Annotated in this window: 10 protein-coding genes, 1 pseudogene and 1 riboswitch; of the genes and pseudogenes, 3 read left to right on the top strand and 8 right to left on the bottom strand. The window is 56.1% G+C overall.

Annotated features, from left to right (window positions below; genetic code table 11):
* Positions 1–3: 3 nt before the first annotated feature.
* Positions 4–201: a sulfur carrier protein ThiS gene (gene thiS, locus DW082_RS06440; protein ID WP_055203176.1), complete on the bottom strand. Its 198-nt coding sequence runs from the start codon at positions 199–201 to the stop codon at positions 4–6.
* Positions 202–239: 38 nt separating this feature from the next.
* Positions 240–335: riboswitch (TPP riboswitch) on the bottom strand.
* A 91-nt stretch (positions 336–426) separates the two neighbouring features.
* Here thiS and DW082_RS06435 point away from each other — a divergent pair.
* Together DW082_RS06435 and DW082_RS06430 are read left to right on the top strand one after the other, a co-directional pair.
* A complete protein-coding gene (locus tag DW082_RS06435; protein ID WP_118457890.1) occupies positions 427–1,449 on the top strand; it encodes an FAD:protein FMN transferase in 1,023 nt (340 codons plus the stop codon).
* 33 nt (positions 1,450–1,482) lie between these two features.
* A complete protein-coding gene (locus tag DW082_RS06430; protein ID WP_055203180.1) occupies positions 1,483–2,397 on the top strand; it encodes a YegS/Rv2252/BmrU family lipid kinase in 915 nt (304 codons plus the stop codon).
* On the opposite strand, the gene DW082_RS06425 is transcribed toward DW082_RS06430, so the two are convergent.
* Together DW082_RS06425 and purD are read right to left on the bottom strand one after the other, a co-directional pair.
* Positions 2,386–3,375, bottom strand: a complete 990-nt coding sequence (locus DW082_RS06425; RefSeq protein ID WP_118457888.1) for a hypothetical protein — start codon at positions 3,373–3,375, stop codon at positions 2,386–2,388. The two genes, DW082_RS06430 and DW082_RS06425, sit on opposite strands and share 12 nt — an antisense overlap.
* A 15-nt stretch (positions 3,376–3,390) precedes the next feature.
* Positions 3,391–4,680 carry a phosphoribosylamine--glycine ligase gene (gene purD / locus DW082_RS06420; RefSeq protein ID WP_101573475.1) on the bottom strand — a complete coding sequence of 430 codons (1,290 nt, stop codon included), beginning with the start codon at positions 4,678–4,680 and terminating at the stop codon, positions 3,391–3,393.
* Positions 4,681–5,201: 521 nt separating this feature from the next.
* Between purD and DW082_RS06415 the strand changes: the two are divergent.
* Positions 5,202–6,202, top strand: a pseudogene (locus tag DW082_RS06415) (2-hydroxyacid dehydrogenase).
* 213 nt (positions 6,203–6,415) lie between these two features.
* On the opposite strand, the gene DW082_RS06410 reads toward DW082_RS06415, so the two are convergent.
* The 5 genes from DW082_RS06410 to DW082_RS06390 all read right to left on the bottom strand — a co-directional run bounded on the left by DW082_RS06410 (position 6,416) and on the right by DW082_RS06390 (position 11,780).
* Positions 6,416–7,306, bottom strand: coding sequence for a beta-L-arabinofuranosidase domain-containing protein (locus DW082_RS06410; protein ID WP_118457886.1), 891 nt, complete (start codon positions 7,304–7,306; stop codon positions 6,416–6,418).
* Positions 7,303–8,340 (bottom strand): beta-L-arabinofuranosidase domain-containing protein, encoded by a 1,038-nt coding sequence (locus DW082_RS06405; RefSeq protein ID WP_182424110.1) that lies wholly within the window; start codon positions 8,338–8,340, stop codon positions 7,303–7,305. Before DW082_RS06405 ends, DW082_RS06410 begins: the two co-directional genes overlap by 4 nt.
* Before the next feature lie 104 nt (positions 8,341–8,444).
* On the bottom strand, positions 8,445–9,470 hold the full coding sequence (gene metX, locus DW082_RS06400) for a homoserine O-acetyltransferase (RefSeq protein ID WP_101573471.1): 1,026 nt from the start codon (positions 9,468–9,470) through the stop codon (positions 8,445–8,447).
* Positions 9,471–9,752: 282 nt separating this feature from the next.
* Positions 9,753–10,772: a VWA domain-containing protein gene (locus DW082_RS06395; RefSeq protein ID WP_118457883.1), complete on the bottom strand. Its 1,020-nt coding sequence runs from the start codon at positions 10,770–10,772 to the stop codon at positions 9,753–9,755.
* A gap of 12 nt (positions 10,773–10,784) precedes the next feature.
* A complete protein-coding gene (locus DW082_RS06390) occupies positions 10,785–11,780 on the bottom strand; it encodes a VWA domain-containing protein (RefSeq protein WP_118457881.1) in 996 nt (331 codons plus the stop codon).
* Positions 11,781–11,818 lie beyond the last annotated feature (38 nt).

The raw sequence follows: 11,818 nt of genomic DNA, 5'->3' as shown, positions 1-11,818 counted from the left end.
GTTCTATCCTCCCTGTGTGGCGCGGATCAGCGTGATTTCGGCCTGGTCGGCGACCGGCGTAGCGTCCCACTCGTCGCGGCGGATTACGCGGAGCCCGATGGCGACGGCCAGCCCGGCGGTAGCGATCGACTGTTCTGCGATCAGTTCCGAAAGGGTCGACGCCTGCGTCGGGGTTTTCACTCCGTTCAGAAATATTTCCATACGAAAAACGATTTGCAGAAAGAGAGGCGGCGAATGCGCTATCCTTTGGAAAAACTCCCTCCGACGGTATTAACCGTATCAGGTGTTGGGGTTTGATCTCAGCCGCCGGTTCTGCGGCACCCCCGTCTTCCTTCCTTGATTTGTCCTGCAAAGTAATAAAAAATAATTCGTATATTGTGGAAAATAAATAAATTTGTGCGATGTTCGAATGTTAAAACGCTGATAATGAAATTTAAAATTGGTTTGCTCGGGATTGTTGCGCTGGCTGTGGCCGCATGCGGCGGAGTGAAGAAAGACAATCGGGTAACCGTAATCGACGGTTTCGCACAGGGGGGAACTTATCATATCGTGATAAAAAGCGACCGGCCGGTAGATTTGAAAGGTCAGGTGGACAGTCTGTTGCGTGAGATCGACAATTCGATGTCGCTGTTCAATCCCGATTCGCGGCTCAGCCGCCTGAACCGCAACGAGACCGATTCGGTGGATGCGTTCATTGCGGATTGCATCGCCGAAGCCGAGCGGCTGAGCCGCGAGACGGACGGCGCATACGACATCACGGTCAAACCGCTTACGGCGGCTTACGGGTTTGCAGGCGATTCGGTCGTGCAGCAGCCGAACGTCGATTCGCTGTTGCGATTCGTCGGGTATCGGAAAATCGCGGTCGATGGCGGCCGGTTGCGGAAAGAAGATCCGCGGATGCAGCTCGACCTGAATTCGATTGCGCAAGGAGCGACTTCGGACTATATCGCCGCCTATTTCGACAGCCTCGGTCTGACGGATTATATCGTCGAAGTGGGGGGAGAGATTTTCTGTCGGGGGTCGAATGCCGAAGGGAAACCCTGGCGCGTCGGAATCGACCGTCCGGCCGAAGGGAACGTGCTGCCGGGGGCCGACCTGGAGACGGTGATCGGACTCAGCGGGCAGGGACTCGCCACTTCGGGCAATTACCGGAAATTCTATACCGACGACAAAGGCCGTAAGATCGTGCATACGATCAATGCCCGAACCGGCGAGCCGATCATCAGCAACCTGCTGTCGGTAACGGTCGTGGGGCCTACCGCGACGTTGGCCGACGCTTACGGCACGGTTTGTATGATCCTCGGCCTCGAAAAAAGCAAGGAGTTCCTGGCCGGGCATCCGGAGTTGCACGCTTACCTGATCTATTCGGACGATAGGGGGAATTATCAGACCTATCTTACTCCCGGAATGGAGGCGATGATCGCCCGGCAGGCGTCGACCCGGCAATGACGATATCATTATGGTTCAGAAACGTGAAAAAAGATGCAGAAAGTCAGATTCATTTATAATCCCAAGTCCGGAGAAACCGTGATTTCGGAGTGGCTCGACCACATCATCGAGATTTACCAGGGGCACGGTTATACGGTCGTGCCGTACCGGCTTTGCTTCGGGGATACCGAGGAGACCGACATGTTTGACGGGGTCGATCAGAGCTACCACCACGCGCTGATCGCCGGCGGCGACGGAACGGTCAATTACGTGGTGAACGTGATGAAGCGGCGCGGGCTCGACGTTCCGGTGGCGGTGCTTCCGACCGGGACGGCCAACGATTTCGCCCATGTGCTCGGAGTGCCGTCCGATTTGGCGAAAGCCTGTCGCCGGATCCTGAACGGGGAGATCAGAACCATGGATCTGGGGCGCGCCAACGACGAATACTTCGTCAACGTGTTTAGTTGTGGGCTGTTTACCGACGTTTCGCAGAAAACGCCGACGATCCTGAAAAACACGTTCGGGAAACTGGCCTACTATTTCGGCGGGCTGGGCGAACTGCCGAATTTCCGTAAAATGCATATTTCGATCGAGTCGGCGCACGGGAATTACGAAGGTTCTTCGCTGATCTTTTTCGTATTCAACGGACGCACCGCCGGGCAGATGCGTTTCGCTTACTTGTCCGAGCCGGACGACGGCCTGCTCGACGTGATCGTTATCAAGGGCGACAGCCCGATCGAGACGATCCGGACGATTTTTCATTTCATCAAGCGCAACAATGGCAGCTACCCTCCGGGCGTGGTGTATTTCAAGAGCGACGACGTGACGTTGTATTCGTACAGCGAGGAGTCGACCGACATCGACGGACAGCCCGGGCCGCGCTTCCCGGTGCATATTACCTGCGAGGCCGGGGCGCTGCGTGTGATATGTCCCGTTGCGGATCGCCGGAAAAAACGGTCAGGGAAGTAATGCCGGAGCGAGGTTGTAAAAAACGATGCTGCCGATCAGCGCGAAATAGATCAGGCCGGGAATCCAGCCCCGGTAGCGGATGAAATAGGGCGGGATGATGATCGCCAAAGGGACGGCGATCATCGGGAAATCCTGTACCGACCGGCCCGGAAAAGCGAACGGTACCGCCGAGAAGAGCAGAATCCACAGAAAGTAGATGTAGGATTTATAGGCCCGTGTGCGGATCGTGTCCGAGCGCCGGATAAACGAGATCAGCGAAAGCACGACGGTCGTTAGGCACATTCCCCAGAAGACCGGCAGTTCCGGATGGCGCAGGACGTCGGGGAAATCTCCGCCGGCAAGCAGGTTCCCGAGGTTCCCGGCGAGCAGGTCGGTTACGTGGCCGAACGGATACCCCATTCCCCAGTAGACGTACGAGCAGATCGCCCACGGCAACAAAAAGCCGACCCATGCCACGATCCATTCGCGGCCGCCTTTTTTGAACAGGATCAACGAAACGGGCAGCAGAAACGCATAAACGACGGCGTGCGACCAGACCAGGGGTGCAAGACCGGCCAGCAGCGCCGCATTGAACAGCTTTCCGTATTGGACGGCTCTCCGGAACGAACCCAACATCTGATCGAACGAGCAGACTGCCAGCAGCGAAACGGTTATGGCGCCGAGCGCCGAGCTGCCGAAACCGCAACCGGCAGCGACGAGCAGGTAGACGATGATCGGCATGTAGCTCCGGTCGGTCAGGATCATGTTGCGGGAGACGATCCGCAGCAACAGGATGCTGTTCAGGAAAAGCAGTACGGCAGCCAGCGTTTTCGCCGCAATCGGATATGTCGCGGAGAACCGGTTCAGCAACGATCCCAGCGGCATATCGGCGCCGCCCGCCGCTGTCGGTAGCAACTCCGACCGTCCCCAAAAAAGCCCCAGGAACAGTCCGAAGAACAGCAGCGTCCAACTCAGGTTCAGGCGGGTGATCTCTCCCATGGCCTTCCCCTGCCGTTACAGCAGGTCTTTTCCGATGTCCGTGCGGTAGTATTTCCCTTCGTAGCCGATTCCTTCGATCGTTTTGTAGGATTTGCCGACGGCGTCCGTAATGTTGTCGCCGAACGACGTGACGGCCAGCACGCGCCCGCCTGCCGTAAACGTTTTGCCGCCTTTGGCCGTGGTTCCCGCATGGAAGACGATGCTGTCTGCCGTGTTGCCGAGTCCTTTGATTTCCATGCCTTTGGCATAGTCGCCCGGGTAGCCGCCGGATACGCAGACCACTGTGGCGGCGGTCGCCGGGGTGATTTTCAGTTCGTATTGGTCGAGTCCGCCGTAAGCGATGCCCTGGAACAGTTCGACGATGTCCGATTCGATGCGCGGCAGCACCGCTTCGGTTTCGGGATCGCCCATGCGGACGTTGTATTCGATCACATAAGGATCGCCTTGCACGTTCATCAATCCGATGAAAATAAATCCTTTGTAGTCGATCTTATCGGCAGAGAGCCCTTTGACGGTCGGTTCGACGATGGTCGATACGACCTTGTCCATAAATTTTGCGTCGGCGAACGGAACCGGCGATACGGCCCCCATGCCGCCGGTGTTCGGGCCGGTGTCCCCGACGCCGATCCGCTTGTAATCTTTTGCGACGGGCAGCACGCTGAAATTCTTGCCGTCGGTGGCTACGAAAACCGAACATTCGATTCCCGACAGGAACTCTTCGATCACGACCGTGTCGCCGGCGTGCCCGAAACGCCCGTTGAGCATCGTATCCAACTCGGCTTTCGCCGTTTCGAGCGAATCGACGATCAGCACTCCTTTTCCGGCGGCCAGTCCGTCGGCTTTCAACACGTAAGGCGCTTTCAGCGTTTCGAGAAAGGCTTTGGCTTCGTCGGCGTTTTTCTTCGTGAAACTACGGTAGGCGGCCGTCGGAATACGGTGGCGGATCATGAAATCCTTGGCGAAATCCTTACTCCCTTCGAGCCGCGCCCCGACCGTCGACGGGCCGATCACGGGGATGTTGCTGATCTGATGGTCTTCCTTGAAAAAATCGTAAATCCCTTTTACCAGCGGTTCTTCCGGGCCGACGACGACCATGTTGATGTTGTTCGACAGCACGAACTGTTTGACGGCCGCGAAATTGACCGGATTGATGTCCACGTTCGTCCCGCATACGGCGGTGCCTGCGTTCCCCGGAGCGATATACAGCCGCGCCAGCCGCTTGCTTTGAGCGATTTTCCATGCAAAGGCATGTTCACGGCCCCCTGAGCCCAATAAAAGGATATTTACTGATTCGGGATATTTCATCGGTTTTATCGTTTTATGACTGTTTTTCGAATCCGGTTGCGGACCCGTCCGCTTCGGGATGCGTCTTTCGCCGGTTCCGGTCTTTTCAAAATGAATACAAAAGTAACCCTCTTCCCGGCAATTTCACCATATTTCCTGCCAAAAAAATAAACAAAATACTAAAAAACGGTCGAAACGTTTGATATTTTGTTTTTTGCGGCCCGTTTTTTCAAAAGGACATGCCGGCCGAAATCATTCGACGTAAGGGGCGGTAAGATCGTCTCCGCTTTTCACGGTTTTACTGATAAAGCCGACGGCAGACCGTGATGGATAGACCGTTTTACCAGCCGGTTTTATACTTCGGAACTGCTCCGTCGGCTTTCAGCCGTTGGATACATGGGGTAATTCTGCGGTATTGTGGAAAATGCGGTTAAATTTAAAGCGCTGCGCGGAAGATTTTCATGATATTTGTTATGATTCACCATAACCGTGAAAAGTAGAACGACTGTTTTGTCAAAAACCGATACATTAAAAAAATACAAATGAAAATAACATTTTTCGGAACACAGCCTTACGACCGGGATTCGTTCGACCGGGCCAATGCCGCCTCGGATTCGAATTCAACTACCACCGGAGCCATTTGAATCTCAATAATGTGGCTCTGGCGCAGGATACCGACGTCGTGTGTATTTTCGTGAACGATACGGCCGATGCCGAAACCATCGGCCGGCTTGCCGCCATGGGAGTGAAGCTGATCGCATTGCGTTGCGCGGGTTTCAACAACGTGGATTTGAATGCCGCGGCAAGGCACCGCATTCCGGTGGTGCGCGTGCCGGCCTATTCGCCTTATGCCGTGGCCGAATATGCCGTAGCGTTGATGCTGGCGCTCAACCGCAAGATCCACCGCGCCTACTGGCGTACGCGCGACGGTAATTTCTCATTGCACGGCCTGTTGGGGTTCGATATGTACGGAAAAACGGCCGGAATCGTCGGAACGGGCCAAATAGCGAAGGTGTTGATCCGCATATTAAAGGGTTTCGGGTTGAATATACTGGCGTACGACCTTTATCCCGACCGGGAGTTCGCGGCGAACGAAGGAGTGGAGTACGTGCCGCTCGAACAGTTGTTCCGGCAATCGGACATCATTTCGCTGCATTGTCCCCTGACCGAGCAGACCCGGTATATGATCAATGAAAAAGCCATCGATCAGATGAAAGAAGGGATGATGCTCATTAATACGGGGCGGGGACAACTGATCCATACGGAGGCTTTGATCGAGGGGTTGAAAAAGAAAAAGATCGGTTCGGCCGGTCTCGACGTTTACGAGGAGGAAGCGGCTTACTTTTACGAGGATACCTCCGACCGGATCATGGGCGACGATATGCTGGCGCGCCTGTTGTCGTTCAACAATGTGATCGTGACCTCCCACCAAGGTTTTTTCACCCGTGAGGCGCTGGATAACATCGCGCATACGACCCTGCAAAATGTCCGCGATTTCTCGGACGGGCGGAGACTGACGAACGAAGTGCGTCCGGGAGCATAGGCCTGACTGCCGCCCGGCGAAATTTCCGGATTGTCAGATTTCCGGAATGAATACGAATCAGGCGACGGAATTTCAGAGTTTCCCGTCGCTGATTCGTTTCCGTATGTCGTCCGGACAGACTGGAGCGTCTTGCCGGGAGGATCGTGCGTTCGATTGGAAAACACATGAACGCGTTCGTCCGTGTATCTCCGCTTTTTGGATGAATCCGGCCGTCTATTCCGTTTTTACCGGCAGCCAGGTGCATATTTGGGCTCCCTCCCATCCGTTGACCGAGGCGTAGTCGGTCATCCGGATCTCGCCGTCGGCGGTCGGAACCGCAAACTCTATTCGTGTGGTCGGCAGGGTCGGGTTCACTTTTCTGATTTTGACGATTCCGTTTTCGTCGGCGATTATCCGTACCGGCTTGTCGTAATCGGGATCGATGTTCTGGTCGCGGGCCAGTACGATCGGGCCCCAGACGACCGCCTGGAAATTATCTCCTTTGCGGTTGCTGCCGTGCGGCGCGTCGATGACGCGGCAGGTCATGTCGAAAGCGACCTCGATGCGGTCGCCGGCCTGCCATTTGCGCGTCAATTCGGCGTAGGTGCCCGGCGCGACTTCCTGCGTCTTTCCGTTCACTTTGACGACGGTATTCGCGCTCCAGGAAGGAATGCGCAATTTCAGGGTGAATTCTTCTTTCTTTTCGGGCGTGACTTCGATGATCACGTTGCCGGTCAGCGGGAAATCCGTTTCGAGGGAGAGTTTCAGCGGGCGTTTACGGGGCGTCGTCATGTCGATTTCGCTCGCATTGTACAGATTGACGATCGGCCCCCGATCGTCTTCCATGACGGCTACGTACGGAATGTAGGCCAGTCCCATCGGACCGTTGAGGTTGCAACAGGTGACGTAAAAATCGCCGAAATGCCAGCCCCAGCCGTAATTGACGACCTTGTTGCCGTTCAGCAGATTCACGTAACTGAACCCGTCGCCCGAAGGTTTCATCGCCCCGAGCAGGCCGTTATAGACGTATTTTTCGATCTCGTCCACGGGCGAGGGATCGCCGGTCAGGCGCATGATCTGGGAGCAGAATTTCAGCCAGGTTACCCCCACGCAGGTCTCCATCATGCGGGTGATGTCGGGGTTGGTTTGTTCGAAAGCGGTGTTGCCCCACGCCTCCCCGGCGACGTAGGGGTGGTAGGCTGATCGGCCCCGGCGTTGCCGATGATGGTGATTTCGTTTTTCCGGATGTTGTCGTACAGGTTCATGAATGCTTGTTTGCAGCGCTCGTCGCCCGTTGCCCGGTAGTATTCTACGACCCCTTCGAACATCGACATCATTTCGTACGCCTTGGGGTAATGGCCGCTCATCTTGTAAGGGAGAGTGTTGTCGCAGGCTTGCTGGATCAGATCGAAATGCTTGGTTCCGCCCGATTCGACGATGTACGAGGCGAAGTCCAGGTACCGTTGCTCGCCGGTCCAGTTGTACAGCCGCATGAAGGGTTCCTGCAGCGTGCTGGATTCGATGTGGCACGCTTCGTGGCCGATGTTGGTGGCGCTCCAGCCCAGATCGACGATTTCCGTCTTGGGCGCATGTCCTATTTGCGCGATGAGGCAGTCGGCGTGTTTTTTCAACGCCTCCAGTACGGCGGGGTTCTGTTCGACCCAGCGATAGTATTCATCCAGTCCGAGCATGACGTACTTGCGCTCCCACAGGTCGCCGTTCTCCCCGCCGGGCTGCTGCTCTTCGGGCGTACAGCTGATACTGCCGTTGGGATTCTGTACCGAAAGCAGGTCTTCGACCGTCGCCTTCAGGATGCTTTTGAGTTCCGGGTCCTGGGTGTATCGGTAAAACATGCAGCCCGAGCGCACCGCTTTGCCCCACATTTCGCCGAGGGCGAATTGGGGCGCAGCCTGGGAACGGAAAAATTCCACGAATTCGCGGTAGGGCAGTTCGCCTTTGTTCCAATGTTCGATCGAGTTCCGGATGTCGTTTTCGAGAAAATTGGTCAGCCGGACGGCGCCTGCCGGAAGCGGCGCGAACCGGTCCGTAACGGTTTGCGCCGATACGAAAAGTCCCGTTCCCAGTAGTACGGAGAGGGTGCAGATGCCTGTTTTCGCAATGCGGCGGGCCGGAATCCGGCAAAAAGTAGAAAGTTTCATATCAGTTTGGTTAAATATTTTAGGTATTCCGATTTGATCCGGGTTGCGGCAATATCGAAAAAAAAATGCCGAAAAGCAACATTCCCGGTGAAAATAACGGGATGTTACCGGGCCGTCGGCGTACCGATGAACGGTTTGAGCAGCGCGTTCAGCTTGTCGTATTCGACCAGGAACCCGTCGTGGCCGAACGGCGAGTCGATCAGCCGTAGCTGGCATTGCGGGATGTGACGGTACAGGAAGACCTGTTCCGAGACGGGAAAGATCATGTCCGACGAAATTCCCACGACCATCGTCGGGCTCGCGACCGATCCGAGCGCGCTTTCGATGCCGCCGCGGTAGCGTCCGACGTTGTGCGAGTCGAAAGCCTGCGTCAGGCGGTAGTAGGAGTAGGCGTCGAAACGGCGGCACAGTTTGTCACCCTGGTATTGCTGGTAGGTCGTCGCCCGGAATCCGGCTATTTTGTACAGGTTGTCGTTTTCCTGCTGCGTGGCGTTGTAAGCCGACGAACCGCGGTAGCTGAGCAGACCGATCGACCGGGAAACCCGCATACCCTTTTTCCCGGCTTCAGGGTCTTCCTGTCCGAAACTGGCGTCCGTTTCGATGGCCATGCGCTGCGATTCGTTGAAAGCGATGGCCCACGGCTGGCTGCGGGCCGCCGTTGCGATCAATACCAGTTTTCGGGCGAAGTTCGGTCGCGTCAGCGCCATTTCGAGGGCCTGGAATCCGCCGATCGAACTGCCGACGACGGCGTGAGCCGATGCGATGCCGAGGTGGTCGGCCAGCAGAAAATGGGCGTTGACCATGTCGCGTACCGTGATGAAGGGGAATGTGCCGTAGTACGGCTTCCCGGTCGCGGGATCGATGCTCAACGGACCGGTCGATCCGTAATGCGAGCCGATGATGTTCGCGCAGACGATGAAATAACGCTTCGGGTCGAGAAACCGGCCCTGTTCGACCGTATGCGGCCACCAGTCGGCTACGTCCGAGTTGGCTGTCAGCGCGTGGCAGACCCAGACCGCGTTGTTCCCTTTGAACGTTCCGAACGTGTGGTAGGCGATGGTCAGCTCGGGAAGCTTCTCTCCGTTTTCGAGCGCGAAAGGTTGGTCGTATTTGAAGTAGCGTACCGGCATCTGTCGTCGGGTTTAGTTTTCTGAATAAAATCGAATATTCTGCAAATTTACTTGATTTTCCATGAGATTCATGTGCGCCCGCGAAAAAAATCGCCTAAAAAGTAATTTTATACATTTTTGTCCGGGTTGTTTGGTATGTCGATATTCTGAATCGGATACAGTGCCCGGGAAGCGGATTTTGGAAGACGGGAGAAACCGAAAAGCCGGCGAAAATCCTTTCGAATTTTGCCGGCTTTACCGACGGATCGACCGTCCAGGAAAAATAATGCTTCCCGGAGGGCTTTATTGTTTTCGGAAAATATTCAAGCGGCTCAGGATACGGCTTTTCCGTTCGAGCATGACGAATTCGATCAGTAGCAGCAGCAGTCCGATTCCGATCAGGTATTGGTATTGTTCGTTGAAATCTTCGAAAACGCTGGACGATAGTTGTTTTTTCTCGACTTCGTTGATCTTCTTGACGATTTCGTCGAGTCCGAGGCTGCGGTTCGTGGCGCGGATGTAAGCGCCTCCGGTCGACAGGGCGATCTGTTCGAGCGTCGCTTCGTCGAGTTTCGATACGACCATGTTTCCTTTTTCGTCCTTGATGAAATTCCCGTCGATCGGGATCGGGGCGCCTTCCGGACTTCCGATGCCGATCGTATAGATCTTGATCCCCTTTTCGGCGGCGGCCTTTGCTGCGGCAATGGCGTCGTCTTCGTGGTTCTCGCCGTCCGAGATGATGACGATGACGCGGCTGCCGTCGCTACCCGACGAAAACGATTGGGACGCCAGGTCGATGGCCGCGCCGATGGCCGTTCCCTGTCTCGAAACCATGGTAGGGGAGATGTTGTTCGCAAACGTGCGGGCGATGACGTAATCGGAGGTGATCGGAAGCTGCATATAGGCATCGCCGGCGAATACGATCAGTCCGATTTTATCCTGATGAAGCTGTTCGATCAGCCGGTCGATCGCGAATTTGGTGCGTTCGAGTCGATTCGGTTCGAAATCCTGCGCCAACATGCTGTTCGATACGTCGACCGCCAGCATCATTTCGATCCCCGTGCGCGTGACCTCTTTCAGCTTGGAACCGAACTGCGGTCGCGCCAGGCCGATGACGATGAAGACCAGCGCCAGCGCGAAGATCGTGAACTTGGTGCGTACCCGTTTCGGAGAGGCCTCCGGCATCAGTCCCCGGATGGTTTCCGGGTCGCCGAAGCGTTCCAACGCCCGTCGCCGGACGCGTACCGAGTACCAGTAGACGCCGATCAGCACGGGGACGAGGATCAGCAGGTAGAAATATTCGGGTGTTGCAAATCTGAACATAGTCGTACGGTTTTACGGAATCTGGCGCAGCCACAGTTTACGGATCAACATTTCGCAAACCAGCAACGCGAGCGCGGCCAGCGCGAAAAGGGCGAACCGTTCGTAATAACGGGTGACGTTTTCCACCTCCACGCGGCTTTTTTCCATTTGGTTGATCTCTTCGTAGATGTCGCGCAGTTTGTTGTTGTCGGTCGCCCGGAAATATTTGCCGCCCGTTTTTTCGGCGATTTGGGTCAGCATTTTTTCGTCGATCTCGACTTTCATCGGTACGTAGCTGATGTTGCCCCACATGTCGAGCGCCGGGTATGGAGCCGTCCCTTCGCTGCCGACGCCGATCGTGTAGACACGGATGCCGAGCGTTTGGGCGATATCGGCCGCGGTCAGCGGAGCGATCTGCCCGCTGTTGTTGACGCCGTCCGTGAGCAGGATCACCACCTTGCTTTTGGCCGAGCTCTCGCGCAGCCGGTTGACCGCTGTGCCGAGCCCGTTGCCGATTGCCGTGCCGTCTTCGATGATGCCGCTTTTGACGGTGCCGAGGATATTGACCAGCGAGGCTTTGTCGGTGGTCAGCGGACTCTGCGTAAAGCTTTCGCCGGCGAATACCACCAGGCCGATCCGGTCGTTCGGACGGTCCATGATGAAATTGGCGGCCATCTCTTTCGCGGCCGAGATCCGGTCGGGCTGGAAATCCCTTGCCAGCATACTGCCGGAGATGTCGAGCGCCAGCACGATGTCGATCCCCTCGGTCGAGCTGCTGGTGTTTTTCGATGTGCTTTGCGGGCGGGCCAGCGCCACGATCAGCAGCGCCGTCGCCAGGCATCTCAGAACGAACGGCAGGTGCTGCAGGTAGTATTTGAGCCCGTGCGGAAGCCGCCGTACGCCGGCTACGGTCGATATCCGCATCGTAGCCTTCCCCTGCCGCATCCGGTAGATGTAATAGGCGACCATCGGCAGCAGCAGCAGCAACAGCCATAATAATTTGGGATTCGCGAATTTTGTTATGTCCACCACGTCGATTGCTGATTTAAACAGATTTTTTCACCGGA

The organism is Alistipes sp. AF48-12, assembly GCF_003477565.1.
In the GTDB taxonomy this organism is placed as follows: Bacteria; Bacteroidota; Bacteroidia; order Bacteroidales; family Rikenellaceae; genus Alistipes_A; species Alistipes_A hominis.
Note: the sequence above shows the minus strand (reverse complement) of the source record. Positions and strands in the feature narration are given on the sequence as shown.

What these genes read in the sequence shown, in the direction of transcription:
- thiS (WP_055203176.1), bottom strand. Translation starts at nt 201, where the DNA reads ATGGAAATATTTCTGAACGGAGTGAAAACCCCGACGCAGGCGTCGACC.
- DW082_RS06430 (WP_055203180.1), top strand. Translation starts at nt 1,483, where the DNA reads ATGCAGAAAGTCAGATTCATTTATAATCCCAAGTCCGGAGAAACCGTG.
- metX (WP_101573471.1), bottom strand. Translation starts at nt 9,470, where the DNA reads ATGCCGGTACGCTACTTCAAATACGACCAACCTTTCGCGCTCGAAAAC.
- DW082_RS06425 (WP_118457888.1), bottom strand. Translation starts at nt 3,375, where the DNA reads ATGGGAGAGATCACCCGCCTGAACCTGAGTTGGACGCTGCTGTTCTTC.
- DW082_RS06395 (WP_118457883.1), bottom strand. Translation starts at nt 10,772, where the DNA reads ATGTTCAGATTTGCAACACCCGAATATTTCTACCTGCTGATCCTCGTC.
- DW082_RS06435 (WP_118457890.1), top strand. Translation starts at nt 427, where the DNA reads ATGAAATTTAAAATTGGTTTGCTCGGGATTGTTGCGCTGGCTGTGGCC.
- DW082_RS06410 (WP_118457886.1), bottom strand. Translation starts at nt 7,306, where the DNA reads ATGATGGAGACCTGCGTGGGGGTAACCTGGCTGAAATTCTGCTCCCAG.
- DW082_RS06405 (WP_182424110.1), bottom strand. Translation starts at nt 8,340, where the DNA reads ATGAAACTTTCTACTTTTTGCCGGATTCCGGCCCGCCGCATTGCGAAA.
- purD (WP_101573475.1), bottom strand. Translation starts at nt 4,680, where the DNA reads ATGAAATATCCCGAATCAGTAAATATCCTTTTATTGGGCTCAGGGGGC.